Genomic DNA, 26,149 nt, shown 5'->3' on the forward strand with positions numbered 1-26,149 from the left:
CTCGCCGCGCACCGCCCTCCCCCTTTCACCCTCACCCCGGACACGGGGCAGTCAGGAGTGTCTCCACCCATGAGTGACAACGTCGTTCACCTGCACAAGAACACCGAAACGGCCCCCAAGTCGGCCACCGTGACCACGCTGACCGTGGTCCCTGACCCGGCACCCGCAGCACCCGTCCCGCTGTGGATCCGCTCCGGACGCGCCATCCACACAGCGGTGACACACGAGACGACCAAGACCACCGCTCGCGCCGTCGCCCGGCACACCCTCTACGTCGCCGGTGGAGCAAAGATCGCAGCGAAGCGGACATGGGACGGGCGGACCGCGTCCCGGTACGAGCGGATGTTCCGCGCCGCCGAAGCCGCGGGCAACCACGAGATGGCAACCGAGTGGGAGGAGCGCGGGCAGCACTTCCGCGAGGCCCGCCACCGCCGCCGCATGGACCTCCTGCACTCACCCGTGGACGCGGCCAAGGGCGTAGCCGTGAGCGTGGGCATGGGTGTCGGGTCGCTGGTCGCCCTCGGGATCGTGATGGCGATCGCGACGAAGGACGTCGCGGACGTCGTCACCCCGTTAATGGCGACGATCGACTTCATCAACCTGCTCATCACCATCGTCCGCGTGGTGTGGGGACCGGCTCTCGCGATCGGCCCGTTCCTGGCCCTGCTCGCCCTGTGGGCCGTCGGTAGCAAGCAGCAAGCCGCACCCGCGTGGGCGCTCCCTGCGAACGTCCGCAACAGCGAGGGTGAGCCGATCACCCCGTCGATCGTGGTCAAGGCCCTGCGCGACCTCGGAGTACCCGCGCTCCGCAACGCAATCAAGGAAATGGGGGACGCCGGCGCGTCGATGCTCGGTCCGATCCGGATCGCCGGATGCGGCGTAGAAGTCGACGTCACCCTCCCGTCCGGGGTGTCCACGAACGAGGTACAGGGCAAGCGGCGCAAGCTCGCCGAGAACCTGACCCGGCACGAGCACGAAGTGTTCATCAACATCCCCGAGGCGGCCCGCACGGTCCGTCTGTGGATCGCGGACTCGGGCGCGCTCGATGAGCCGATCGGCCCGTCTCCGCTGGTCACCGATCAGACGATCAGCGCGAACTACAAGACCGGGAAGGCGCCGTGGGGGCAGGATCTGCGCGGTGACCTGGCGGAGCTGAGTCTCTATCAGCGCCACTTCCTGATCACCGGGCGCTCGAACCAGGGCAAGACCGCTAGCCTGCGCTCGCTCGCGTTGTGGCTCGCTCTGGACCGGTCCGTTCAGTTCTGGATCGCTGACCTCAAGGGCATCGGGGACTGGGCCATGTTCGACGGCATCGCCGAAGTGCTGATCGAAGGCCCCTCGGATGACCACGTCATCGAGGCGACCGAGATGGTCGAGGACGCGGTTGAGGAGATGAACCGGCGGATCGAGGAGCAGCGCCGTGACCCGAGCATCGTGTTCGCGCCGCTGATCGTGCTGGTCGATGAAGCGCAGTTGGCGTTCATGTGCCCGGTCGTCGGCGGCGACAAGCGCCCCTACGGCGGTGCCAAGGCCACCTCCCGCTACTTCATGGCCGTGCGCAAGATTCACAACCAGGGCCGCGCGGTCGACGTGCTGATGTGGCAGGGAACGCAGGACCCGACCGATCAGAACCTTCCCAAGCTGGTCCGCGAGGGCGCGCACACCCGCGCCTCCCTCGTGCTGGGCACCGAGTCACAGGCCCGCATGGCGCTCGGTGACAAGGCGGTTGAGGACGGCGCCGCCCCGCACATGCTCCGGCAGGGGCTGGACAAGGGAACGCTGGTGGTCGCCTCGGACGGCATCAAGATGCCGAAGGGGCAATCGTCCATCACGGTGCGAACCCACTTCATCGATGATGAACCCGCTGTCGAGATCGCCGACCGTGCCCGGGCCCTACGCGACGGCGTCACGACCCTGCGCGCCGTCGATCAGGGTGAAGAGCGGGACGCGCTCGCCGACGTCCTGGCCATCCTCGGGGACGCCCCGCGCCTGCGGACCAACGAAGTCCTCAAGCGGCTGCACGCCCTGGCGCCGGACACCTACGGCGACCAGTGGACCAACGACCGCCTCAAGGCTCTGTTGGAGCAGCACGGCGAGGAGCCGAAGAAGTCGCACGGGGTCATGGTCGTCCGCAAGGATCACGTCCTTCGCGCCCTCGCCAACCGCGACGCCGACGGTTCCGCTTCCGCCTCCCAGTAACGGGGAGGCACACCCTCCCGGCTCGGGGAGGCGGGGAGAACTCCCCAGCCCCCTCCCCGAGCCGCCTCCCCTGCGTTGATCAGCGAAAACACCGTTTCAGGGAGGCGGGGAGGCACCCCAGGTCAACCCCCGAAAACCCCCTCCACAGCCCACCCCCAAGGGGGTGTATCAGCCTCCCCCACCGCGCACCGGAAGGGATTCCGCATGTACCCCGAACAGCCCACCGAGAGCCGCCCCGCGACCGCCGTGGAAGTCCACCAACCCGTTCCGCTCGCCCCCGCCGTCATAGCGTCGGCGCCCCTTGTTCCGGTCCAGCCAGGCAACGTCCCGACCGTGGCAAGCGTCGTCCTGCCCGACGGGCGCGTCGTCACCGGATACGCGATCAACCCCGTCCAGCCCGAACCGCTCGCGGCCACGCCCGCCGTATCCCGCACGGCCGTGAACATCGCCCTCGGAGGAGTTGGGTTCGGCGCAGTGTGCGGCGGGCTGCTGCTCCTGACGACGTTCATCGCCGCACTCACCGCACTCATCACCCAACTGATCACCCTTGCCGCTGTGATCTTCGGCGGCTGGATCGCCGTCCAGATCTTCAGCGCTGGCGGCTCCAAGGGTGGGACCACGGTCAACATCCGCAAGGCCGTGATCAAGCGCAACCGCTTCTACAGCTAGCTACGCCAAGGGCGGCCCCCACCGTCTCGCCAAAGCCGCGGGGCCGCCCTTGCCAACCAGCACCCATCCAAGGAACTGGAGATATCCAGCATGACGCATTTGACCGACAGTCGGCGAGAGGCGTTACTCGCCGCCGCTCTCACGGCCGCGGAACGCGGCTGGCACGTCTTCCCCCTCCGCCCCGGCATTAAGCTCCCGGCGCTGCACGGGGAGCGGACATGCCCCGGCACCAGTCCGTGCGGGAACGGGCATCAGAAGTGGGAGCAGCGCGCCACGACCGATCTCAACCGGATCCGCGCCGCCTGGACGCGAGCCCCGTTCAACGTCGGCATCGCCACGGGCCCTTCCGGGCTGCTGGTCGTCGACTTAGACACGCCAGAGCACAAGGGCAGTTCGGACGCGCCTGACGGCGCGGCAACCTTCCGGGCGCTCTGCGAGCGCGCCGGGCACGCCGTCCCCGACACCTACCGGGTCCGGACCGCGAGCGGCGGAACCCACCTGTACTTCACCGCCCCGCCCGGCGTCCGGATGACCAACACCCAAGGCACCGTTGCCGATTCGGTCGACACCCGCGCGTGGGGCGGTTACGTCGTCGCCGCCGGAAGCACCACCCCCACGGGGGCCTATGAGGCCCTGTGCGGCCCTGTGGTCGCCTGTCTGCCCTCGTGGCTCCAAAGCATCCTGCAACCTGCCCCCAAAGCCTCTCTGGCCCCTTCGGTGGCCGTAGCGGGGCAATCACGCCGATACGCGGATGTAGCGCTCGACGTTGAGACGCGGAACGTCGCGTCAGCTCAAGTCGGCGAGCGGGAAGCGAAGTTGTTCCGGGCCGCGCGGGCCCTGGGACGGTTCGTCGCGTGGGGCGACCTCCCCCGGCATGTGGTGGAGCAGGCTCTTCAGGGAGGGGGCGAGGCGGCCGGACTGTCCGCGTCCGAGTGCCGCTCCACTCTGCGCAGCGCGCTCGACTGGTCTATCGCCCACAACCAGAACCGCCGGGCGACGGCATGAGCACCCGCCGCCATCCCCCTCTGAAGAGCATCACCACCACCCCAGGTCGCCCGTCCGCCGCTCCACAGCCTGTGGACAGGGCGGCCGTGGGCGAGCCGAAAGGCGTCGCCGAAGGCGTCCCCATTGCTGTTCGCCCTGACCCGCACCCGGGCGACGGCCGCTATCCGATCGCGTGGCTCACCATCTGCGCCCCACGCGGCGCCATCCCCACCGCCACTTCCAAGTGCCTGTGCGGCAGGGACCGCAGCGCCGTCGGCCACCGCAAGGTGCACGCCCTAATCGCCGACCACACAGCACACCGTTACACCTGCCCGCTCCGCACCCGCCAGGAAGGGAGGGCCGCCGCATGACCGACACCATCGACGGGGCCGCGCTACTCGACGAGGTGGAAGCCTTCCACCGACGCTTCAACGTCTTCCCGCACGAGGCCGCCTACGTCGCCGTGACGTTGTGGGACGCGCACGCTCACCTGCTCGACTGCTTCGACTCCACCCCGCGTCTCGCGTTCCTGTCCCCGGAGCCTGGGTCGGGGAAGTCGCGGGCGCTGGAGATCGTGGAAACCCTCGTGCCGGAACCGATGACGGCTGTCAACGCGTCCGCCGCCGCCCTGTTCCGGTCGGTGTCCGGGCCCAACGGCCGGCCCACGATCCTCTTCGATGAGATCGACACCGTTTTCGGCCCCAAAGCGGGTGACAACGAGGAGCTGCGCGGCTTCCTGAACGCGGGGCACCGCCGTACCGGGGTCACCTACCGGTGCATCGGCGACGGCGGCAACCAGACCGTTCAGGCCTTCCCCTCGTACTGCGGAGTCGCCGTCGCCGGACTCGGGAACCTGCCCGACACGATCATGACGCGGTCCGTCATCATCCGCATGCGCCGCCGGGCGCGTAACGAGCGCATCGAAGCCTTCCGGGCCCGCATCCATGAGGCGGAGGGGCACAAGCTCCGTGACCGGCTCGCCCAATGGGCCGAACATGCCCGCGGGTTCGTCATGGGTGCGTGGCCGGACATGCCCGACGGGGTCAGCGACCGTCCGGCGGACGTGTGGGAACCCCTGCTCGCCATCGCCGACGCGGCCGGCGGGGAGTGGCCGCACCGGGCGCGCAGAGCGTGCGTGACGTTGGTGACCGCGTCCAAGGCCAATGACAAAGGCAGTCTCGGGGTCCGGCTGCTGACCGACCTGCGCGATCACGTGTTGGTGGGCATCGACCGCCTGCCGACCATCGCCGTTCTGGATCGGCTCAACGCTCTCGATGATGCCCCGTGGGCTGATCTCCAGGGCAAGCCGCTCGACAGCCGGCGGCTGTCGAAGATGCTCGCGGAGTACATGACGGCGGACACGGAGCCGATCGCGTCCCGCAACATCAAGACCGCCGGGAGCGTCCTCAAGGGCTACTACGCCACCGATCTGCACGACGCGTGGGCCCGCTACTGCCCCCCACCCCCGGAAAGTCCGCTACCTCCGCTACCGGGCACTGAAAACCTGGCCTGACCTGTGGAAACGCGGTAGCGGCAACCGTCCTCGGTTGCCGCTACCGCCCCGCTACCCATCCGCTACCGCTACCCCTTCCCGCTACCCCGAACAGGCCCCTGACCTGCGTGGTAGCGGCGGTAGCGGAAGTAGCGCCCCTCAGAAGGGGGCCCCGGCCCCCGCTCCTCCCACGCGCCGAAGGAGCACCGCATCCATGAACGCGGCCCGACTCGCCGAAGCCGTTGACCCGTCCCTTGTCCTGCTGACCGTCGAAGAGGCCGCCCGTCGCCTCCAGATCGGCCGCACCGTCTGCTACCGGCTCATCAGTTCGGGAGAGCTGGAGTCCATCACTGTCGGCCACCTGCGCCGAATCCCGGCCGATGCCGTCCCCGAGTTCGTTGCTCGCCAACGCGTCCGGCAGCACCCCGCCGCCCCGATCACTCTCGCCTCCGTCGCCTGAGGAGCACGCATGGCTGAAGACAAGAACGAGAAGAAGCGCACCCGACAGCCGAACGGCCGTTCGTCCATCTACCAAAGTAAGGACGGGAAGTGGCACGGCCGCGTCACGGTTGGCATCCGCGACGACGGTACGCCCGACCGGCGGCACGTCGAACGCAAGACTCGTGCCGAGGTGACCGCCGCAGTCCGTGAGCTGGAGAAGCAGCGGGACGCGAAGACGATCCGCAAGGCGGGCCGTCCGTGGACAGTCACGACCTGGCTGACTCACTGGGTCGAGAGCATCGCCCCACTCGCCGTCAACGAGAACACCATGGTCGGATACGGGGTCGCCGTGCGGAAGCACCTGGTCCCCGCGCTTGGTGCTCACCGGCTGGACAAGCTCAGGCCCGAGCACATCGAGACCTTCTACGGGAAGATGCAGGCCGACGGCCGTAAGGCCGGAACGATCCACCAGATCCACCGCACCTTCCGCACGGCGTTGAACGAGGCGGTGCGGCGCGGTCACCTGGGACGGAACCCCGTCCAACTCGCCAAGGCGCCTCGCCTCCGGGAAGAGGAGGTGGAACCGTACAACGTCGAAGAGGTCCAGCGGCTCTTGCGGGCCGCCGACGACCGCCGTAACTCCGCACGCTGGGCCGTGGCGCTCGCGCTCGGTCTGCGGCAGGGCGAGGCTCTGGGTCTCAAGTGGGCTGACGTTGACCTTGAACGGGGCGTCCTGATGGTTCGCCGGAGCCGGCGGCGCCCGCGCTACGCCCACGGGTGCGGGGACACCTGCGGCAGGAAAGCCGGGTACTGCCCGCAGCGTCAGCGGACCAACCCGGAGACGGCCGACACGAAGTCCCGCGCGGGCCGGCGGGCGGTCGGACTGCCCGCACAGCTCGTGGATCTGCTGCGGACGCACCGGACCAAGCAGGAGACCGAACGCGCGGCGGCAGGAGAGGACTGGACGGATGAGGGTTGGCTCTTCGCCACGCCGACCGGTCGGGGCACATCACCCCGCACGGACTACGACGATTGGAAGGAACTCCTTGACGACGCGAAGGTACGGGACGGCCGACTGCACGACGCTCGGCACACGGCGGCAACGGTGTTGCTGATCCTTGGGGTATCTGAGCGGGCCGTGATGGGTCTCATGGGCTGGTCAACGACGGCTATGGCCGCGAGATATCAGCACATGGTCGACACCGTCCGGAGCAACGTCGCACAACAGGTCGATGGACTTCTCTGGGTGCCAACGGGAGACGGGCGAAACTAGCTGTGACGGGTTCCCGAGGTCTTGGGCCCCGGGAACCCTACTACCTACTTTCGCCTACGTCGCAGGCTGAGCGGGTGCCGATCCAAGAAATCGGCAGCGTCAGCCCGTCGCTGCTTGTCTGAGTGCAGCAGGTTGACGAGGACGGCCAGTAGATAGGCGATGAGGTACACAAGCACCACGCTGACAAGGATCATCACTGGTGCTCGGGCCATCATCTCGGACAAGACGGCGCTGGTCACAATCACTTCTCCTGACCAGACCCATTCGTGATAGATACCGGGTCTGCCGATTCCTCAGCGGGGTCCGTGGCAGGAGTCATTCTCGATCTCGACGATGGACAACGCTTCGCTTCTGGCCCGCTTGGCGGCGGTTCGCATGCCCGTTTCACGAAGTGTGCCGATCGACACCAAGTCCTGGATGTCACGTTAGGTGTCGACTCGAACACATCGCAAGGGAGAGAGGCGAGCTGCGGGGAGCGGGGGAGGCATCAGGGGGCGCGCGGTAAATCGCGTCCGCTGGCCGAGGCATCCTCCCGAGATGTAGGCCGGGGGCAGAAGACCATGAACCCGGTGGGCTTTCCCGATGAGCGAGCAACTGAGACGGGAACTGAGACGGAAGCCGGAGAGGCGCCCGGTTCGATGAACCGGGCGCCTCTTCTACCTGCGGTAGCGGAGGGATTTGAACCCTCGGTGACTTGCGCCACACTCGCTTTCGAGGCGAGCTCCTTCGGCCGCTCGGACACGCTACCGAGGGAGACCCTACCCCAAGGTGGGCCGTGGTCTGAAATCCGTTTCGGCGCCTCCGGACGTTCCGCGCGGGACGTGGGCCGGACGGCCGGCCGGAGCTCGGCCGCTACTCGGCCGGAGCCCGATCGGAGCGCGCCCGGTGCTCGGTCAGCGGTCGCGGAAGAAGTCGGTGAGCAGTGCGGCGGACTCCTCGGCGAGGACGCCCTCGACGACCTCGGGCCGGTGGTTGAGCCGCCGGTCGCGGACGACGTCCCAGACGGAACCGGTCGCGCCCGCCTTCTCGTCGCGGGCGCCGTACACCACCCGCTCGACACGGGACTGCACGAGCGCTCCCGCGCACATCGTGCACGGCTCCAGGGTGACGACGAGCGTGCAGCCGGACAGCCGCCACTCACCGAGCCGCGCGGCGGCCCTGCGCAGCGCGAGGACCTCGGCGTGCGCCGTCGGGTCCCCGGTGGCCTCGCGTTCGTTGTGCCCGGCGGCGAGCACGGTCGTACCGTCCGGGGCCAGCACGACGGCGCCGACGGGAACGTCCCCGCCCCGAACGGCCAGCCGTGCCTGGTCCAGAGCGAGCCGCATCGGTGCCCGCCATGGATCACGTACGGGATCGGGCGGCCGAGGTACCTGGTGGGGGGTGCTCACCCGGGGAACCTAGCGGAATCCCCCGGAGCCGACGACAGGCACCCGCACTGGCGGGAGCCCAGGACAGGCACTTCTCCCGGCGGGAGCCCAGGACAGTCACTCGCCCCGGCGGGAGTCGACGACAGGGACAGCTCCGGGCGACCCGGCCTCCCGCCCCGCCGCCCGTACAGAGGCGTACTCGGCCTCCTGCGCCGGGGCGGGAGGCCGGGCAACGGCTCCGCTGCCACCGGCACGGCACGCCGACCCGCGGGCACGAGGGGCGAGCCCACCGGAAGGCGGCCGAGCTCACCGGCGGGCTGGGCCGAGACCACGGGCGTGAACGCCGAGCCCGTCGGCGTGAGGGCCACGGCCATCGGTAAGAGGGGTTGAGCCGCAGGTACGGGGACCGGGCGCACTGGTATGAGGGCCGGGCCCACCGGTACAGGGGCCAGGCCCACCGATGTGAGGGCCTGGTCCACCTTCGGGGCGCCGGGCCCACCGTCCGGGCGCCTAGCGCACGGTCTCCAGGACCTCTGCCGCTCCCAGCGCGTCGGCGATCGTGCTGAGCGCGTCGCCTTCGTCCAGGGCCAGCAGTTCCCTCTCGCTCACTCCGAGGTCCGCGAGGATGTAGCGGTCCCCGACGGGGCTGTGCGACACGGCATCGCCGGACACGATCCCCTGCTCCTCGTCGTCGTCCACGGAGTCCTCGGGTTCACCGTCCTCCGTACCGTCCAGGTCGAGGGAGTCCAGGTCGGCGTCGTCGCCGCCCGGCTCCCGTCCTAGTAGTTCGTCCGTGAGCAGGATCTCGCCGTACGAACTGCGGGCAGCCGCGGCGGCGTCCGAGACGTAGATACGCGGATCCTCCTCGCCGTCCACGCGGACGACGCCGAACCACGCGTCCTCCTGCTCGATGAGCACGAGCACCGTGTCCTCGTCCGAGACTTCACGGGCCAGGTCGGTCAGATCCGACAGGGTCTCCACATCGTCGAGCTCTGTATCGCTCGCTTGCCACCCGTCTTCGGTGCGCGCGAGCAGTGCGGCGAAGTACACCGTGACTCTCCCACTGGTCATAGGCGTGCCGGTTGGGGTTCCCCCCGGCGGAGGCTGTGGGCGGGGAGTGCTGCTCCGGGCCCCGCCCACTCGGAATCGTGGCAGAAACAGAGCGTTCAGGGGACGTCTTCGGCCTGCTGTGTCTGCTCCTTTGATCGCTAACAGCGGATCGTACGCGGATGCCCGCGCCGCGTACGCACCTCTCGGCCCGACACGGCCACCGCACCGCCCCTCGTGGGACGGGCGCCGCCCGCTCCCACGGCGGCCGGGCGGCCGGTTTCCCACGGGCGAGCCACCGACTGCGGTCTGGGCGCGTCTTCCCCGCACGGCGGGCGTGCCATCGAGTGGGCTGCGGGCGCGTCACTCCTTCACACCGGGTGTGCCCCCGGTCGTGGTGCGGGCGTGTCACCACGCGCGGTGGGCCGTGTCGCCGAATTCCTCGTCGGCGTGGCGGCCATGGTGATAGGGGCGGCATGTCGGCCAGGTGGGCGCGTCGGTCACGGCGCTGTGGGCGCGCCGGCGACTCCCATGGGAGCGGCCTGGCGACCTGCGGTGCGAGCGGGACGCGGCTCGGCGGGAGCGTGTCACCTGCTCACCGGGCGTGTCACTGGGCTCGGAGTGGGCCTGGGCGCGGGCTGGGCGACGGTCGCGGGCCGCTCCGCCCCGTGCGCGTCGGCCGGCGTCGGTCGCGGTGTCCGTCGGACGCCGCCGGCCGCCGCGCACGGGGGGGCGTGACGGGGCGGGCTACCAGCGGAAGGTGCGCATGCGCATGGCGTGGCGCAGCCGGGCGGTCTTGGCGCGGCGGGGCTGAACCCGGTCGCGCAGCTCGCGTGCCTCGGCCAGGTCGCGCAGGAACTGGGCTCGTCGCCTCCTTCGTTCGGCGTCGCTCTCCAGCCGCTCGGAGGTCTCCTCTTCCGGGTTCCGCATTGGCACACCACCCCAGGTCCGTCCCTCCCACCTTCCCTCTGATGGACGGTTTGATGCCAGCGGACGGGTGATGCCGGGGGACGGGCCTTGCCGGGCGGGACAGTGGCGGGCGGCGGGAGCCCGGCTACTGTTGTGGACATGCGTCTCCACGTCGTCGACCACCCCCTGGTCGCCCATAAGCTCACCACCCTGCGCGACCGGCGCACCGACTCCGCGACCTTCCGGCGGCTCGCCGACGAGCTGGTCACCCTGCTCGCCTACGAGGCCACCCGTGACGTCCGCACGGAGCAGGTCGACATCGTGACCCCGGTCTCCCCGACCACGGGCGTCAAGCTCTCCCACCCGCGCCCGCTCGTCGTGCCGATCCTGCGCGCGGGCCTCGGCATGCTCGACGGAATGGTCCGGCTGCTGCCGACCGCCGAGGTGGGCTTCCTGGGAATGGTGCGCGACGAGGAGACGCTTCAGGCCTCCACGTACGCCTCCCGCATGCCGGACGACCTCTCCGGCCGCCAGGTGTACGTCCTCGACCCGATGCTGGCCACCGGTGGCACGCTCGTCGCCGCGATCCAGGAGCTGATCAAGCGCGGCGCCGACGACGTCACCGCCGTGGTCCTCCTCGCCGCCCCGGAGGGTGTCGAGGTCATGGAGCGCGAGTTGGCGGGCACGCCGGTCACCGTCGTCACGGCCTCGATCGACGAGCGCCTGAACGAGCACGGTTACATCGTGCCGGGTCTCGGCGACGCCGGGGACCGCATGTACGGGGCCGCCGAGTAACTTCGCGGCGGCACCTGAGCCGCTCCGCCGCGACGGCGGAGCGGCTCAGGTGTCAGCAGCTCTTCTTCGAGGCGGAGGGCGCGGGCTTGGGCTGAGCCAGGACGGTCAGCGCCTTGTCGGCGTCCTCCTTTTTCGTCAGCGCCTTGAAACCGGTGCCGATGATGAGGTCGACCGTCGTGGCCTTCGCGCGGCCGTCGGTCTTCAGCTCGGCGCCGGAGAGCTGGGTGTTGAGGACGGGGAGCGCGGCCTGGTCGGCACCCTTGGCGCCGAGCAGTATCCCGGCGCCCGCGACCTTCTTGTCGTACGCGGCCGTCGCGTTGCCCACGTCACCGATCTTGAAGCCGCGTTTCTTCAGCTCGTCCGCCGTCTCCTTGGCGAGCCCGCTGCGGGGCGTCGCGTTGAGGACGTTCACGGTGATCTGGCCGGGCTTGGGCAGGGCGGCCGCGAGCTCGGCGGACGCCGCGGCGGCCTTCGCCGAGGGCGTGACCTTCGAGCCGCATTCGGCCTTGGCGCCCGCGGCCGTGGCCGTGTCATCACCGCCCGTGAAGACGTCGATGAGCTGCAGGGTCCCCCACCCGATCAGCCCGAGTGCGGTGACGGAGGCGACGACCAGGAACGCGAGCCTGCGACGTCCACGGGGTCGGCGCATCCGCGGGTACTTGTCCCCCGTGATCCGGTACTGGCCACCCATGCCAGGGGGAGTAAGCATGCTCATGGGCGCAGCGTAGTGCGCCGAGACCCCGATGCCTACTAAATGATCATTGCCCGGCGTTCAGTTCAACCCTTTGGGGTCAAGCCGTGGCCATTAGTCCAGTTCAAGGACGCGTGCGTGCAGCACCTGGCGCTGCTGGAGCGCGGCGCGGACGGCGCGGTGCAGGCCGTCCTCCAGGTACAGATCGCCCTGCCACTTGACGACGTGTGCGAAGAGGTCGCCGTAGAAAGTGGAGTCCTCGGCGAGGAGGGTCTCCAGGTCCAGCTGGCCCTTGGTCGTCACGAGCTGATCGAGGCGGACCGGGCGCGGCGCGACGTCCGCCCACTGCCGGGTGCTTTCCCGGCCGTGGTCGGGGTACGGCCGGCCGTTTCCGATGCGCTTGAAGATCACACGGAAAGCCTACCGGTCAAGACCTTCCGGGCGCAGCCATGGCGACGGAGTGCGACGCTGGAAAAGATGCCGTAAATCATCGCAAATCGGGAACAGGGGTCTGAGATGAGTGACAGCGAGACCATGCCCTCGGCTGCCGCTGGGACCGCTCCCGACGAGGAGGTCCGTGCCTCCGCACTCCCGCGGGAAGCCCTGGAGATCGCCTCCGGCTACGCCTTCGCGGGTCCCGCCCTCGATCTGGGCGCGCTGCTCTGGGACGGGACGTGCCTGCCCGACGCGCAGATCCGTGTCCCGTTGCCGATGCTCAACCGGCACGGCCTGGTGGCGGGCGCCACCGGTACCGGCAAGACCAAGACGCTCCAGCTGATCGCCGAGCAGCTGTCGGCGCAGGGCGTGCCGGTCTTCCTCGCCGACATCAAGGGTGATGTCTCCGGGATCTCGGCGCCGGGCGAGCCCGGGACGAAGGTCCGGGAGCGGGCCCGGGAGGTCGGCCAGGAGTGGACGCCGGGCGGCTGTCCGGCGGAGTTCTACGCGCTCGGCGGCCTGGGCCACGGCATTCCCGTACGGGCGACGGTCACCGCCTTCGGACCGGTGCTGCTGTCCAAGGTGCTCCAGCTCAACCGGACCCAGGAGCAGTCGCTCGGCCTGATCTTCCACTACGCCGACCAGAAGGGCCTGGAACTGGTCGACCTCAAGGACCTGCGCGCGGTCGTCGCCTTTCTGACCTCGGACGAGGGCAAGCAGGAACTGAAGGGGATCGGCGGGCTGTCCACCGCCACGGCGGGCGTCATCCTGCGGTCCCTGACGGCGTTCGAGGCGCAGGGCATGAGTCCCTTCTTCGGGGAACCGGAGTTCGACACGAGCGAGCTGACGCGTACGGCGCCGGACGGCCGGGGCGTGGTGTCGGTCCTCGAACTGCCCGCCGTGCAGGAGAAACCGCAGCTCTTCTCGACGTTCCTGATGTGGCTGCTCGCCGACCTCTTCCACGATCTCCCGGAGGTCGGGGACGCCGACAAGCCGAAGCTCGTCTTCTTCTTCGACGAGGCCCATCTGCTCTTCAACGACGCGTCGAAGGCGTTCCTCGACTCGATCACGCAGACCGTCCGGCTGATTCGCTCGAAAGGAGTCGGCGTCTTCTTCGTGACGCAGACGCCGAAGGACGTCCCCGGGGATGTCCTCGCCCAGCTCGGCAACCGGGTCCAGCACGCGCTGCGCGCCTTCACCCCGGACGACCAGAAGGCGCTGAAGGCCACCGTGAAGACGTTCCCCGACTCCCCCTACGACCTCGAAGAGGTCCTCACCGGCCTGGGCACCGGCGAGGCCGTCGTCACCGTGCTGAGCGAGAAGGGCGCTCCGACGCCGGTCGCGGCGACCCGTCTGCGGGCGCCGCAGTCCCTGATGGGGCCGGTGGAGGCGGGCGCGCTCGACCAGGCGGTCCGGGCCTCGCCGTTGTACGGGCGGTACGCCCAGGCCGTGGACCGGGAGTCGGCGTACGAGAAGCTGACGCCGGCGCGGGCCGGCGGTGGGGCGGCCTCCGGTTCGCGGCCGTCCCCGCCGTCCTCTTCCGCCCCGCCGTCTTCGGGCGGGCGGGGTGCGCCGGAAGCCGCGCGCTCCGGGGGCCGGAGCCGGCCGAAGGAGGACGCCTCCGTCGTCGAGCAGGTCGTCGGCAGCGGGCTGTTCAAGTCCCTGGCCCGGTCGGTGGGGACGCAGATCGGGCGGGAGATCACGCGGTCGATCTTCGGGACGGCTCGGAAACGGCGCTAGAGGGAGGGCCGGCTCAGGAGGGGTTCGCTCGGAGGGTTCGCGAGGGGCGGCCGCCCCGGGTGGGACGGCCGCCCTTTGTCGCCCGCTGTCTGCTCCAGGTCGTCAGACGCGCGGGTCCTCCGGGGGCGTGCCCGGCCGCTGTTCGTCCGGGCCGGTGCGGGGGACGGGGTGGCGTTCGGGGCGGGGGCTCGGCGTGGGGGCGGGGGCGTTGTCGCGGGCGGCCTCCGCGCGCAGGAGGGCGCGCAATACCGCGTACGGGTCGCTGGGCATGGGTGTGTCCTGTCCTTGTGTTCGGCGTTCGCTGGTGAGTGACCGTGGGCCGGTGCCTCGTGGGCCGGTGGCCGGTGGCCGGTTCGGCGGAGAAGCCGGGTCTGTCAGCAGCGCAGGACCACGCAGCGGAGCGTGTGCAGGACGGGGGTCATGGGCGAGGGCGCGGGTACGGCGGACGCCGGTGCCGGTTCGAGGTCGGACCGATGCGGCGGGATTCCCGTGGCGGGGCGCTGCGCGGCGAGTGCGCGGTGTCCCTGGCGGTGTGACGGGCGCAGGGCCGTGTCGAGTACGTCGTGCTCCGCGGCGCCCTCGGTGGTGCCGGTGACCGCGGTGGCGGCCGAGGCGGTGAACGCTTCCGGGTGCGGGCCTGTCGCGAGCAGCGCGACGACGAGCAGCACGAGGATCCGGAGCCACGGGCCGCCCGTCGGACGGGGGTGTGGGTGGCGTGGAGCGGTGCTCATGAGCGTGATGTGCCACCGGAGGCGGGTGGCTCACCGTGTCGGAGCGGAGATACGCCCTGTTGGCGTAGGGCTGGGGTGCTGACCTCGTGTGCGGGGTCCGGTCCGGTTCGGTGCGGGTTCGGTGGGTGGGTCGGGGCCGTGCCGGTACATCCCAGTCCGTCGCCGCTGGATCAGACGTGAGTTCTGAACGGGAGCCGCTGCTCGATCCGAACGTAAGCGACGGACATCAGGGATGTACCGGCACGGCCCCTCCCGTGCGTGGACGGCCGCGGGTGCAAGATCCAGCCCCTCCGGCGTTTGGGGTCTGGGGCGGAGCCCCAGGTACGGGCACAAGTGCCGGGGGCGGTGGGGCGCCGGTTTCCCCGGGCCCGGGTTACTTGCCGGAGGCCTTCGCGGCCTTCATCTCCTGTTTGTGGGCGCGGACCTTGGCGAGGGACTCGGGGCCGGTGATGTCGGCGACCGAGCGGAAGGACTCGGGCTCGCCGTAGAGGCCCGCGGCTTCGCGCCAGCCCTTGGGGCGGACGCCGAGTTGTTTGCCGAGGAGGGCCAGGAAGATCTGGGCCTTCTGGGCACCGAAGCCGGGGAGTTCCTTGAGGCGCCGGAGGAGTTCGTCGCCGGTTCCGGCGTCCTTCCAGACGGCGGTGGCGTCTCCGTCGTAGTGCTCGACGAGGTACTGGCACAGCTGGTGGATGCGCTTGCCCATGGAACCGGGATAGCGGTGCACGGCCGGCTTGGCCGAGAGCAGCGCGGCGAACTTCTCCGGGTCGTACGAGGCGATCTCGTGCGCGTCGAGATCGTCCGCCCCCATGCGCTGAGCGATCGTGTACGGCCCCGTGAAGGCCCACTCCATCGGCACCTGCTGGTCCAGCAGCATGCCGACCAGGGCCGCGAGCGGGCTGCGGCCGAGCAGTTCGTCGGCCTCGGGCTGCTGGGCGAGGTGAAGAGTGACGTCCATGGATCGATGATCCCGCGTGCGGGGCCGGGACGCTCGGTCGTGGCCGCCCGGGTTCGGCGGGTGGTCGCCCCGCACGTACGATCTCTGGGATGTGAGTTAGGTGAGCCTAACCTGATAAGAGTGGGGATGGACCGTGACCACCGAGATCTACCGTGACACCTGGGGCATCCCGCACCTGCGCGCCGACAGTGCGAACGAACTCGCACGCGCCCAGGGCCGGATCACCGCGGTGGACCGGGCCTGGCAGCTGGAGGTCGAACGGCACCGCTTCCAGGGCACCTCGGCCGCGTTCCTCGGCGCGGAGGCCGTCGGCTGGGACCGGTTCGCCCGTCAGGCCCGGCTCGACGACACCGCGCGACGCTGCTTCGAGACCCTGGCGGAACGGGACCCCGAGACCGCCGAGTGGATCGTCGCGTACGTCGACGGAGTCAACGACGGGCTGGCCGAAGGGGCCGGTCGTGCGCCCGAGTTCGCGGCGAGCGGGCTCGCTCCGGGGCGCTGGGAGCCCTGGAGCCCGCTGGGGATCTGGCTCGGTACGCACATCCTCTTCGCCGGGTTCCCCGCCAAGCTGTGGCGTGAGGAGGTCGTACGGCGGCTGGGCGCGGACGCGGTCGGGCTGTTCGCCATGGACGGACCGGGCACGGCCGGGAGCAACGGATGGCTGGTGAGCGGCGAACGCACCGCCACCGGACAGGCGGTGATCGCCGGTGACCCGCACCGCTTCATCGAGGACCCCGGCGTCTACCAGCAGATCCGCCTCTCCTGCCCCGAGTTCGACGTCGTCGGCATCGCCGTTCCCGGCGTCCCGGGCATCGCGCACTTCGCCCACACCGGAACGGTCGCCTGGGCGATCACCAACGCGATGGCCGACTACCAGGACCTCTACCGGGAGCGGCTGCGCCTCGCGGACGCCGGGGACGGCGGAGCCGTCGAGGCCCTCGATCCCGACGGTGTGTGGCGGGCCGCGGCACGGCACGTGGAGCGGGTCGAGGTGGCCGGCGGTGCGTCCGTCGAGGTCGAGGTGATCGAGACGGCGCGCGGGCCCGTGGTGATCGGGGGCGTCGGTGCCGAGGAGTCCATCAGCCTCCGCTGTCCGCCCCGCGTGACGGGTGACCTCGGATTCGGCGCGCTCCTCCCGCTGCTGCGGGCCCGCCGGGTCGCCGACGTGGACCGGGCGTTCGACGCCTGGGCGGAACCGGTGAACGTCGTGCAGGCCGCCGACACCGAGGGCGGGCTGCTGCACCGCGTCGCGGGCCGGGTCCCGGTCCGCGGCACGGCCAACCGCACCCGGGTGGTGCCCGCCTGGGAGGCCGGGCACGAGTGGACCGGCTGGCACGAGATGCCGTACGGCCCGGTCGAGGACGGCGTCGCCGTGATGGCGAACCAGCGCGGCCCCGCGGCCCCGCTCGGCGTCGAATTCTCCCCGCCTCACCGCGCCGCCCGCATCCGGCAGTTGCTCGACGCGGGCGACACGTGGTCGGCGGGCGACATGCCGGCCATCCACATGGACACCCGTCTCGGCTCCGCCGCCGCCCTGTTGGACCGGCTGGCCGCACTCGAACTGTCCGGTCCCGCGGCCGAGCTCAGGGACCGGCTCCTGCGCTGGAACCGGCACATGGACGCCGACAGCGGCACGGCGGCGGTGTTCGCGGAGGTGCGCGGCGCGGTCGTACGACGGCTCGCGGCCCACCCCGCCCTCGCCGTCCTGGCCGAGCCGCCCGCCCACCCGGCCGTCTTCCTGCCCTGGCTCGCGCTCACCCCGCGCGTCGCCTTCGCCCTCGAGAACCTTCTGACGGAACGGGAGTTGTACGGCATCGACCGCGACGACGTGGTGCGCGCCTCCGTCGAGGAGGTGGCCGCCCGGCCCGCGTCCCGCACCTGGGGCGACACCCATCGCCTCGCTCCCTGGCGGGCTCTCACCGGCACCGCGTACGACGAACCGGCCCTGTCCGGCGACAACGACTGTGTCCTGAGCACGTCCTCGGTACCCGGACTGACCGACCTGAGCGCGCGGGGACCCGCGGCCCGGTACGTCTGGGACCTCGCCGACCGGGACAACAGCCTCTGGGTGGTGCCGTTCGGCGCCGACGGCGTTCCCGGCGCGGCCCACCACCGGGACCAACTCCCCCTGTGGCTCGCGGGAGATCTCGTCCCGGTGACCACCGACTGGAACGCGCTGACCAAGGAGAGCCATGACGACTGAGACGTACGCCGACGCCCGCGAGGCCGTCCACGAGCAACCGGTCGACGGCTTCGGCACGGTCCGGGTGCTGCCCGTGGACCCGCACGCCGACCTCGACGTCCTTCACGGCTGGGTCACCGAGGAGCGCGCCGCGTACTGGGGCATGACCGGGTTCACGAAGCGGCAGGTGCTGGAGACCTACCTCCACCTCGACTCGCTCGACACCCACCACGCCTTCCTCGCGGTCAAGGACGGCGTACCCGCCGCGCTCTTCCAGACGTACGAGCCCGAGGCCGACCGGGTCAGCGAGTGCTACGAGGTCCGGCCCGGCGACATCGGCGTCCATCTGCTGATCGGACCCCCGGCCCCCGGGGGCGGCGCGCGGCCGGGCTGGTCGTCCACGCTGCTGGCCGCGTTCCTGGCCTACGCGCTGACGGGCCTCGACCGGCAGCGGGCCGTGGTCGAACCCGACGCCCGCAACGCCAAGGCCATCGCCCGCCTGACCCGGCAGGGCTTCGTCCCGGCCGGGGACATCGTGCTCCCCGAGATCGACCTGCCCGAGGTCCATCTGCCCGAGAAGCCCGCCCTGCTCGCCTTCCTCACCCGCGAGGCCTTCGAGAAGGGTTCGACGGCGCCGAGGTGAGCCGGACGCGGCCCCCGTCCGTACGTAACCGAGACTCTGCACATGCGGATACGGAGACGGCGTGTGAACGGAAGCAGGCAGCGAGACCGGCGGCGGCGCGGCGCCCGTGCCCTGGCCCTGCTGGGCGGCGTCCTGGTGCTGGTGCTCTTCGGGGGCGTGGGCGGCGCGTCCGCCCACGCCGCGCTGACGAGCACGGACCCGCAGGACGGCAGCGTGCTGAAGTCGGCACCCCGCCAGGTGACCCTGACCTTCAGCGAGTCCATCGGGCTGCTCGACGACTCCTTCCGCGTGCTCACCCCGGAGAACCGGCGCGTCCACACCGGCGAACCGAGCCACGCGGACGGCCGCTCCGACACCGCCCGCGTCACCCTGCCGCGCGGCCTAGGCACCGGCACGTTCACCGTGGCCTGGCGCGTCGTCTCGGCGGACAGCCACCCCGTCTCCGGCGCCTTCACCTTCTCCATCGGCAAACCCTCCGCGACCGCCGCGCCCCTGCCGCCCACCGGTGGCGATCCCGCCTCCGCCGCCCTCTACGACATCGCCCGGTACGCCGCGTACGGCGGTCTCGCCCTGCTCATCGGCGCCACGACATTCTTCCTGGCCTGCGGTTTCCCGGGCTCCGTGCGGCGTCTGCTGGTGACCGGCTGGTGGATCCTGCTCGGTTCCACGCTCGCGCTGCTCCTGCTGCGCGGCCCCTACGAGCGCGGCACCGGCCCAGGAGAGGTCTTCGACCCGGCGATCCTGCGGGACACCCTGACGAGCCGGCCCGGCATCGTGCTGGTGGCGCGGCTGGCGCTGCTCGCCGCGGCGGCCTTCCTGCCCCTGCGGGCGCCGGCCGGAGACCGGGAGGCCGGCCGCGGTGTCCTCGTCCTCGGCGGGCTCTTCTCGCTGGGCCTCGCGGTCACCTGGGCCGCCTCCGAGCACGCCTCCGCCGGTATCCAGGTGCCCGTGGCGATGGTCTCCTCCGTGCTGCATCTGCTCGCCATGGCGGTGTGGCTCGGCGGTCTGACCGCCCTGCTGACGGCCCTCTACCGTCCGGCCGAGCTGATCCCTCCCGCCGTCGTCACCCGCTTCTCCCGGCTCGCCCTCACCTCGGTCGCCGTTCTCGCGGCCACCGGCGTCTACCAGTCCTGGCGCGGCCTCGGCTCCTGGGACGCCCTGACCGCGACGTCGTACGGCAGGCTCCTGGTCGTCAAGCTCGGCGCCGTGGCGCTGCTGCTGGTGGGCGCCGCCTACTCGCGACGCTGGACGGCCCGGCTGGCGGTGACGGCGGCCTCGGAGAACTCGGAAGCCTCCGAGAGCTCGGAAGCCTCGGAGACCTCGGTCGCCGTTCCGGCCGAGCGTGTGGCGGTCGCGGTGACGGCCGGCGCGACGGCGGACAAGGACACCGGCGCGGCGAGCACGGCCGCCGGGGACACGGACACCGGCACAGACACCGACACGGACACGGCCATCGGCTCGGGTGGCGGACAGAAGGACGCGGCCGAGCGGGCGTCCGAGGACGGTCGGGCGGACGGTCGGCAGGACGCAGGGGGAGACGGGCCGGCGGGTGCCGCCTATCACCGGGGCCTGCGTCGGTCGGTCCTCGCCGAGGTCACCGTCGGCATCCTGGTGCTGGTGATCACGACGATGCTGACCGGGACCCAGCCGGGCCGCGCGGCCACGGAGACCGCCGCCGCCGTCGCGGCCGCTGACCGGCCGACCTCGTCGACGACCGTCGTGCCCTTCGATGTCGGCACCCCAGGCGGGCACGGCAAGGTCCAGGTCGAGCTGTCGCCGGGCCGGGTGGGCGAGAACTCCGTGCAGGCCGTGATCATCGGCCCCGACGGCGGTCTCGCGACCGTCCCCGAACTGCGCCTCACCTTCACCCTGGAATCACAGAAGGTCGGCCCGATCGACGCGGAGGTCACCGACAAGGGCGGCTACTGGACCTCCGACGGCCTCACCCTTCCGCTGCCGGGCACCTGGACCATGAAGGTCACGGTCCGCACCACCGACATCGACCAGATCACCGTCTCGAAGCACGTGAAGATCGACTGAGACGGGAGCGGGTGCGGCCGTCGGGCCCCACCGCCCGGCGGTGGAGCCCTTCGCGGCCGGCCCTTCCGAGGCCGGCCCTTCCGAGGTCGGGCCTTCTACGGTGTTCCGTCCGCGGGAGGCCGCCGGGCGGCTTTCAGCGCCCGGTCCAGCTGCTCGCGGGCCCGGCGCTGGATCGCTTCGCCGTCGTGCAGCAGCCGCTCGGTCTCCTCGGGGGTGAGCGGAACGGGCCGGGGCCCTTCGTCCGTCAGCAGGCCGTAGAGGTAGCGGCAGGCCGCGTCCTCGTCCGGGAACGGTTCCACCACCTCGCACCGACCGCGTTCGTGGACGCCCACCACCCACCGGCCGTCCTGTTCGGCCAGGAAGAGGCGGTCCGCCGGCCACGGACCGCCGGGACAGCCGGCGATCTCGTACCGCCCGGCCGCGACCCCGGCGGCCCGCAGGGCCGCGCACAACTGGTGCCTGTCCATGGCGCCGGCCTTCACTCCCGGTCGGTCAGTTCGCGCGTTGGATGTTGCCGCTGGCCAGGAGACCGGTGACGGAGCCGTCCACGACCCCCGACCTGGGGCAGAACGCCGGGGAGGTCACGTACTGCACACCCTGGCCCGGCTGCTCGAACGCCGCGGCCTGGGGCCCGGCGCACAGGACGGTGTCCTTCACCACCCGGTACAGGTGGTAGTTGTACGGATACCGGGGATCCGACGTGTTGAGGTTGGACGGCGGCAGCGCCCGCTGCGCGAACTTCGCTCCGGCCGGCGCCAGGTACCTGCCGAACTCGTCGCCGAAACGGTCCACCAGGTCGCCCGGGTGGAGCGTCACGGGGCCCGCGATGACCTGCCCGGTGTTGTTGTGCGCGAAGCCCTGGTCCGGCGGGTACCGCCAGTCACCCCGGCCGAGATCGGCCGTCGGGTTCCACCACTTGTTCAGGAACTCCACGGGAGTGAGCTGGCCGAACCGCTGGTAGCCGCTCAGGATGCCGCCGAGAACGCCGGTCTTCGGCAGGTGTGCCGGGCCGAACCGCCAGTCGCCGCACACGGACGGCGAGTGCGTCGCGTACGCGTAGGGCGGCGGCACCAGCCCGAGGCACTCCGTCCGCGGCGCCCGCGGATCGCCTCCCTGCGGCCGCGCGGTGCCGGCGGGCGACGTCGCCGTGTCCGGCCCCCGGGGCGCGGCGGCGGTCTGGGCGGGGGCGGCGGCGGGTGTCTGTGCCTGCGCGGGGGCGGCGGCGACTGTGCCGAGCAGCACGGAGCCGGCGAGGCCGGCCACCGAGGCCAGGCTCGCGGACCAACGGAACGATCTCAACGAAGACTCCTGACGAGAAGTGTCCGAGGCGCTGTACGCGCCCTTTGGACTCATCTGTGCCAAGTCCCCGAGAGGCGATAACAGGTGTACGGCCGGATGGCGGGCCGGTGCGGGAGACCCGGGGGACTCACCGCTCGGCGGCGCGCGATGCCCGGCTCCTCGAGCCCGGACCGGAACGCGAAGAAGGTCCTGACCAGTCGAAACCGGTCAGGACCTTCTTCGTATTGCCCGGTGAGAGCAATGGCGGAGGATACGAGATTCGAACTCGTGAGGGGTTGCCCCCAAATAGTCCACGTCTGCCGAAGCGATGCCTTCGTCCCGATCTGCGGACGGATCGGCCCCTCACCATCCGCTCAGCGGCCCCCCGCGAAGATCCTTCAGCTCCACCCCGGGCGGCCCGTACTGCTCCAGCGCCGCAACCAGTTCGCGCTCCTTGAGCCGCCACGCGTTGACCGGTCGGCTGGTAAATGCGATTCCCGTAGGCGCCTGCTGGGCCGTGACCTGTGCCGCGATCTCGTTCACGGTTGACCAGGGCTTCTCGCTGTCCGGCATCGGGGCCAGCCCCCGACGCCGCTTGATGCCGAGGTACGGCGCCTTGATCCGCAGCGACAGCTGCCCAGGCACCTTCCAACCGCCCGGCCGGATGTTCTGCTCCCACCGCACCAAGGCGACTATCTCGTCCCAGGGGACGAACACGATCCCTGCCTCATACCGCACCAGCGGGCTTCCCCCGAGGGTGACCCCCTCCGCATCGATCCGCAGCGCCACCTTGCGGCTCAGCGACATGGCCGTGAGCCCTACGCCGCAGAGCACGAAGAAGGCCACGCACAGCACGATGGGCAACGTGAGGTCCCCGAGGTAGAGGACCAAGCCCGCCACACCCGTGCAGAACATCACCAACAGCGCGTTCTTGACCGTCCAGCCGAACCGGACGACATACGCATCTGCTCCACCAGTCACGTCGCTCACGCAGAGATGATGGCCACCTCTGGCAGCCACGCACAAGACCCCTGCCTACCGTGTGCTGCGTGTAGGCGTTCGTCGTCGGTGACCCCCCAGTGTCGGCAACTGTGCGTATGGCCGTCCGGGGCCGTTCATGGGCGTTCGCGCGACAGGCGCGCGAGCGCAAAACGGCCGGCCCGGGTCATCGACCAGATCATGGGATGGGAACCGGGCACCTCCGCACGTATGCGGGCGCGGTACCTCCATGTACCGGACGCCATGCTCAAAGACGTCGCTCGGAAGATCGCCGATGCCATCTGGGGACCCTCGGCACCCCTTGCGGACAAAAACCAGGACAACGAGGTCTGAGGACAACGAAGAAGGGCCCCACCTTGCGGTGGGGCCCTTCGACATCGTGCCCGGTGAGGCACTGGCGGAGGATACGAGATTCGAACTCGTGAGGGGTTGCCCCCAACACGCTTTCCAAGCGTGCGCCCTAGGCCACTAGGCGAATCCTCCGGGGCAAACAATACAAGACGTTGAGGAGTGCTCGCGAACTCGTTCCCGCCCCGGGGATCCTGTACTCTTTGCGGAGCCCCTCACGTGGCGCTATCTGACTGAACTCCCCCAGGGCCGGAAGGCAGCAAGGGTAGGTTGGCTCTGGCGGGTGCGTGGGGGGCGCTTGCGTTTCCGGAAGGGCCGTCGGCCCGATCGGGGACGGGATGCCGCCGGGGTCGCGCCCGGGATGCGCTCAGGGCGGTCCTTGTTGTCAGTGGGCGCCTATAACCTCGTAAGCGTGTCGTCTCTCGCGCTGTACCGCCGCTATCGCCCGGAGTCGTTCGCCGAGGTCATCGGGCAGGAGCATGTCACCGACCCGTTGCAGCAGGCGCTGCGGAACAACCGGGTCAATCACGCGTACCTGTTCAGCGGTCCGCGCGGGTGCGGCAAGACCACGAGCGCGCGCATCCTGGCCCGCTGTCTGAACTGCGAGCAGGGGCCCACACCGACCCCGTGCGGGGAGTGCCAGTCCTGTCAGGACCTCGCCCGCAACGGCCGGGGCTCCATCGACGTCATCGAGATCGACGCGGCATCTCACGGTGGTGTGGACGACGCCCGTGACCTGCGGGAAAAGGCCTTCTTCGGGCCCGCGAGCAGCCGGTACAAGATCTACATCATCGACGAGGCCCACATGGTCACGCCGGCCGGTTTCAACGCGCTGCTGAAGGTCGTCGAGGAACCGCCGGAGCACCTCAAGTTCATCTTCGCCACGACCGAGCCCGAGAAGGTCATCGGGACGATCCGGTCGCGGACCCACCACTACCCGTTCCGGCTGGTGCCGCCCGGGACCCTGCGCGAATACCTGGGCGAGGTCTGCGGGCAGGAGGGCATTCCTGTCGCGGACGGCGTGCTTCCCCTGGTCGTACGGGCGGGCGCGGGCTCCGTGCGTGACTCCATGTCCGTGATGGACCAGCTGCTCGCGGGCGCCGCCGATGCCGGTGTGACATACGCCATGGCCACCTCGCTGCTCGGGTACACGGACGGCTCGCTGCTGGACGCCGTAGTCGAGGCGTTCGCGGCGGGGGACGGCGCCGCCGCCTTCGAAGTGGTGGACACCGTCATCGAAGGCGGCAACGACCCGCGGCGGTTCGTCGCCGACCTGCTGGAGCGGTTGCGGGACCTGGTCATCCTGGCGGCCGTTCCGGACGCGGCGGAGAAGGGGCTCATCGACGCTCCGGTCAACGTGGTGGAGCGCATGCAGGCGCAGGCCGGGGTGTTCGGCGCCGCCGAGCTGAGCCGCGCCGCCGACCTCGTCAACGACGGGCTGACGGAGATGCGGGGAGCCACCTCACCGCGCCTCCAGCTCGAACTCATCTGCGCGCGCGTCCTGCTGCCCGCCGCCTACGGGGACGAGCGGTCCGTCATGGCCCGGCTCGACCGTATCGAGCGCGGGGTGAACTTCTCCGGCGGCGGAGCGGCGCCCGCCATGGGCTACGTGCCCGGACCCGAGGCGCACGGCGCGGTGCCGGTTCCGCAGGCCGGACCGGCGGTTCCTCCCGGGGGCGGCCCCGCGGCGGCCCGTGCGGCGGCTCGCGGAGCCGGACAGGGAGCGGGGCAAGGGGGAGCCGGCGCGAGCGCCGGGGCCGTGCCGGGAGAGGCACCCGGGACATCCGCCCCCGTCGCGCCTGCGGCACCCGTGGCACCCGTCGCCCCCGTGGCACCCGCGGCCTCTGTGACCCCTCCGGCCGCACCGACGGCCCCGCCCGCCCACGCTCCCGTGGCGCACGAGCAGCCCGCGGCCCCGGCCGGTGCCCCCACGGGGGCCGCGCCCGGCGCCTGGCCCACCGCGACGGCCGCTGCGGCGGCCGTCGGCGCCCCGGCGGCTGGCCGACGGCGACACCCGCGGGCGGCGGGCAGGCTCCGGCGCAGCCCGCTCCGGCCCCGGCCGCCACCCCTGCTCCGGCCGCCGCCGCTCCGGGAGCGCCCCAGGCCCCGGCCGGGCCACCGGCCGCGGGTGGCCTCGACCCCCGCACGCTGTGGCCGAACATCCTGGAGGCGGTGAAGAACCGCCGCCGGTTCACCTGGATCCTGCTCAGCCAGAACGCCCAGGTGACGGCGTTCGACGGCACGACCCTCCAGATCGGCTTCGTGAACGCCGGTGCGCGGGACAACTTCGCGAGCAGCGGCAGCGAGGACGTGCTGCGGCAGGCGCTCGCGGAGCAGTTCAACGTGCAGTGGAAGGTCGAGGCGATCGTGGACGCCTCGGGCGGTCCGGTACCGCCGGCCGCTCCGGCGGGCTCCGGATTCGGCGGCGGAGGCGGTTACGGCGGTGGGGGAGGCGGCGGCTACGGAGGCGGTGGCGCCGGTGGGTACGGCGGGTCTCCGGCCGGCCAGCGCCCCGCGCCCCAGCAGTCCTCGGCTCCGGCCTCGCAGCCCCCGGCCCCGCAGTCCGGCCCGTCCGCGGGCCACACCCAGGGCCGGGGCATGTCCGCCCCCGCGTCGGCCCCGCCCCCGGCACACGAGCCGCCGCCGGTCGCCCCCGAGGACGACACCCCCGAGGACGACGACCCCGACCTGGACGAGTCCGCCCTCTCGGGCCACGACCTGATCGTCCGCGAGCTGGGAGCGACGGTGCTGGAGGAGTTCTCGAACGAGTGAGGGCGCGGGACAGGGCCCGCCCTCGGCACAGGGCCTCCGCGTCCAGGAGCGTCTCGGCCGAGGGGTCCCGGCCACGGGAGCGCCTCTCGGTGACGGTTCCCGGCGGGTCGGGGACGGCCCGGTTTGGAGGATCGCACCAGCTCCGCGACCCCCTCGCTT

General features: G+C 71.2%; 23 protein-coding genes, 2 tRNA genes, 1 other RNA gene and 2 pseudogenes. 14 read left to right on the plus strand and 14 right to left on the minus strand.

The annotated features are described in order from the left end of the window. Positions 1–69 precede the first annotated feature (69 nt). The 6 genes from OOK38_RS14130 (at position 70) to OOK38_RS14155 (ending at position 7,058) form a co-directional block, all read left to right on the plus strand. The gene (locus tag OOK38_RS14130; protein ID WP_266760390.1) at positions 70–2,199 is read left to right on the plus strand and encodes an FtsK/SpoIIIE domain-containing protein; all 2,130 of its coding nucleotides are present in this window, start codon (positions 70–72) and stop codon (positions 2,197–2,199) included. A gap of 204 nt (positions 2,200–2,403) precedes the next feature. Continuing rightward, positions 2,404–2,868 (plus strand): hypothetical protein, encoded by a 465-nt coding sequence (locus tag OOK38_RS14135; RefSeq protein WP_266760388.1) that lies wholly within the window; start codon positions 2,404–2,406, stop codon positions 2,866–2,868. A gap of 90 nt (positions 2,869–2,958) precedes the next feature. Beyond that, positions 2,959–3,873 carry a bifunctional DNA primase/polymerase gene (locus OOK38_RS14140; protein WP_266760386.1) on the plus strand — a complete coding sequence of 305 codons (915 nt, stop codon included), beginning with the start codon at positions 2,959–2,961 and terminating at the stop codon, positions 3,871–3,873. Between the two features lie 346 nt (positions 3,874–4,219). After that, entirely contained in the window at positions 4,220–5,365 is a 1,146-nt protein-coding gene (locus OOK38_RS14145; protein ID WP_266760385.1) for a DUF3631 domain-containing protein, read from the plus strand. A 193-nt stretch (positions 5,366–5,558) separates the two neighbouring features. Beyond that, positions 5,559–5,804: an excisionase family DNA-binding protein gene (locus OOK38_RS14150; RefSeq protein ID WP_266760383.1), complete on the plus strand. Its 246-nt coding sequence runs from the start codon at positions 5,559–5,561 to the stop codon at positions 5,802–5,804. A gap of 9 nt (positions 5,805–5,813) precedes the next feature. Beyond that, a complete protein-coding gene (locus tag OOK38_RS14155; protein ID WP_266760381.1) occupies positions 5,814–7,058 on the plus strand; it encodes a site-specific integrase in 1,245 nt (414 codons plus the stop codon). 44 nt (positions 7,059–7,102) lie between these two features. On the opposite strand, the gene OOK38_RS14160 is transcribed toward OOK38_RS14155, so the two are convergent. From OOK38_RS14160 to OOK38_RS14180, 5 genes are all read right to left on the minus strand, one after another. After that, positions 7,103–7,297 (minus strand): hypothetical protein, encoded by a 195-nt coding sequence (locus OOK38_RS14160; protein WP_266848468.1) that lies wholly within the window; start codon positions 7,295–7,297, stop codon positions 7,103–7,105. 424 nt (positions 7,298–7,721) lie between these two features. Continuing rightward, positions 7,722–7,806: transfer RNA gene (locus OOK38_RS14165), tRNA-Ser, on the minus strand. A gap of 145 nt (positions 7,807–7,951) precedes the next feature. Further along, on the minus strand, positions 7,952–8,383 hold the full coding sequence (gene tadA, locus OOK38_RS14170; protein WP_266760379.1) for a tRNA adenosine(34) deaminase TadA: 432 nt from the start codon (positions 8,381–8,383) through the stop codon (positions 7,952–7,954). Positions 8,384–8,935: 552 nt separating this feature from the next. Beyond that, a complete protein-coding gene (locus OOK38_RS14175) occupies positions 8,936–9,475 on the minus strand; it encodes a hypothetical protein (protein ID WP_266765757.1) in 540 nt (179 codons plus the stop codon). 744 nt (positions 9,476–10,219) lie between these two features. Next, a complete protein-coding gene (locus OOK38_RS14180; protein WP_266760377.1) occupies positions 10,220–10,402 on the minus strand; it encodes a hypothetical protein in 183 nt (60 codons plus the stop codon). A 138-nt stretch (positions 10,403–10,540) separates the two neighbouring features. On the opposite strand from OOK38_RS14180, the gene upp reads away from it, so the two are divergent. Next, positions 10,541–11,176, plus strand: coding sequence for a uracil phosphoribosyltransferase (gene upp / locus OOK38_RS14185; RefSeq protein ID WP_266760375.1), 636 nt, complete (start codon positions 10,541–10,543; stop codon positions 11,174–11,176). Positions 11,177–11,228: 52 nt separating this feature from the next. Here upp and OOK38_RS14190 read toward each other — a convergent pair whose 3' ends face one another. Continuing rightward, positions 11,229–11,891, minus strand: coding sequence for a LytR C-terminal domain-containing protein (locus OOK38_RS14190; RefSeq protein WP_266760373.1), 663 nt, complete (start codon positions 11,889–11,891; stop codon positions 11,229–11,231). Positions 11,892–11,981: 90 nt separating this feature from the next. Then, a complete protein-coding gene (locus tag OOK38_RS14195; protein WP_003999914.1) occupies positions 11,982–12,278 on the minus strand; it encodes a type II toxin-antitoxin system VapB family antitoxin in 297 nt (98 codons plus the stop codon). 105 nt (positions 12,279–12,383) lie between these two features. On the opposite strand from OOK38_RS14195, the gene OOK38_RS14200 reads away from it, so the two are divergent. Continuing rightward, positions 12,384–14,042, plus strand: coding sequence for a helicase HerA-like domain-containing protein (locus OOK38_RS14200; RefSeq protein WP_266760371.1), 1,659 nt, complete (start codon positions 12,384–12,386; stop codon positions 14,040–14,042). A gap of 102 nt (positions 14,043–14,144) precedes the next feature. On the opposite strand, the gene OOK38_RS14205 is transcribed toward OOK38_RS14200, so the two are convergent. The 3 genes from OOK38_RS14205 to OOK38_RS14215 all read right to left on the minus strand — a co-directional run bounded on the left by OOK38_RS14205 (position 14,145) and on the right by OOK38_RS14215 (position 15,728). Continuing rightward, complete coding sequence (locus tag OOK38_RS14205; RefSeq protein ID WP_266760369.1) at positions 14,145–14,312, minus strand: hypothetical protein; 168 nt, start codon at positions 14,310–14,312, stop codon at positions 14,145–14,147. Positions 14,313–14,416: 104 nt separating this feature from the next. Next, positions 14,417–14,773, minus strand: coding sequence for a hypothetical protein (locus OOK38_RS14210; protein ID WP_266760368.1), 357 nt, complete (start codon positions 14,771–14,773; stop codon positions 14,417–14,419). Between the two features lie 373 nt (positions 14,774–15,146). Further along, positions 15,147–15,728 carry an HhH-GPD-type base excision DNA repair protein gene (locus tag OOK38_RS14215; protein ID WP_266760366.1) on the minus strand — a complete coding sequence of 194 codons (582 nt, stop codon included), beginning with the start codon at positions 15,726–15,728 and terminating at the stop codon, positions 15,147–15,149. A 133-nt stretch (positions 15,729–15,861) separates the two neighbouring features. Here OOK38_RS14215 and OOK38_RS14220 point away from each other — a divergent pair, with 133 nt between their 5' ends. The 3 genes from OOK38_RS14220 to OOK38_RS14230 all read left to right on the plus strand — a co-directional run bounded on the left by OOK38_RS14220 (position 15,862) and on the right by OOK38_RS14230 (position 20,593). Next, positions 15,862–17,931, plus strand: coding sequence for a penicillin acylase family protein (locus OOK38_RS14220; protein ID WP_266760364.1), 2,070 nt, complete (start codon positions 15,862–15,864; stop codon positions 17,929–17,931). Next, on the plus strand, positions 17,921–18,553 hold the full coding sequence (locus tag OOK38_RS14225) for a GNAT family N-acetyltransferase (protein WP_266760362.1): 633 nt from the start codon (positions 17,921–17,923) through the stop codon (positions 18,551–18,553). Before OOK38_RS14220 ends, OOK38_RS14225 begins: the two co-directional genes overlap by 11 nt. A gap of 63 nt (positions 18,554–18,616) precedes the next feature. After that, positions 18,617–20,593, plus strand: coding sequence for a copper resistance protein CopC (locus OOK38_RS14230; protein ID WP_266848470.1), 1,977 nt, complete (start codon positions 18,617–18,619; stop codon positions 20,591–20,593). A 95-nt stretch (positions 20,594–20,688) separates the two neighbouring features. Here the strand turns inward: OOK38_RS14230 and OOK38_RS14235 are convergent, their stop codons facing one another. From OOK38_RS14235 to OOK38_RS14245, 3 genes are all read right to left on the minus strand, one after another. Next, the gene (locus OOK38_RS14235; protein WP_266848472.1) at positions 20,689–21,060 is read right to left on the minus strand and encodes a hypothetical protein; all 372 of its coding nucleotides are present in this window, start codon (positions 21,058–21,060) and stop codon (positions 20,689–20,691) included. Positions 21,061–21,085: 25 nt separating this feature from the next. Next, a complete protein-coding gene (locus tag OOK38_RS14240) occupies positions 21,086–21,892 on the minus strand; it encodes a TNT domain-containing protein (RefSeq protein ID WP_266848474.1) in 807 nt (268 codons plus the stop codon). Between the two features lie 342 nt (positions 21,893–22,234). After that, positions 22,235–22,861 carry a hypothetical protein gene (locus tag OOK38_RS14245; protein WP_266760357.1) on the minus strand — a complete coding sequence of 209 codons (627 nt, stop codon included), beginning with the start codon at positions 22,859–22,861 and terminating at the stop codon, positions 22,235–22,237. A 165-nt stretch (positions 22,862–23,026) separates the two neighbouring features. Here OOK38_RS14245 and OOK38_RS14250 point away from each other — a divergent pair. Then, positions 23,027–23,203 (plus strand): annotated as a pseudogene (locus OOK38_RS14250) (site-specific integrase); the annotation flags it as partial. A 62-nt stretch (positions 23,204–23,265) separates the two neighbouring features. Here OOK38_RS14250 and OOK38_RS14255 read toward each other — a convergent pair. After that, positions 23,266–23,353, minus strand: a tRNA-Ser gene (locus OOK38_RS14255). A gap of 71 nt (positions 23,354–23,424) precedes the next feature. On the opposite strand from OOK38_RS14255, the gene ffs reads away from it, so the two are divergent. Together ffs and OOK38_RS14265 are read left to right on the plus strand one after the other, a co-directional pair. After that, an RNA gene (gene ffs, locus OOK38_RS14260) (signal recognition particle sRNA small type) lies at positions 23,425–23,523 on the plus strand. Positions 23,524–23,630: 107 nt separating this feature from the next. Next, a pseudogene (locus OOK38_RS14265) lies at positions 23,631–25,990 on the plus strand (DNA polymerase III subunit gamma and tau). The last annotated feature ends 159 nt before the right edge of the window (positions 25,991–26,149 follow it).

It is taken from the genome of Streptomyces sp. NBC_00568, from assembly GCF_026341855.1.
Taxonomy (GTDB): domain Bacteria; phylum Actinomycetota; class Actinomycetes; order Streptomycetales; family Streptomycetaceae; genus Streptomyces.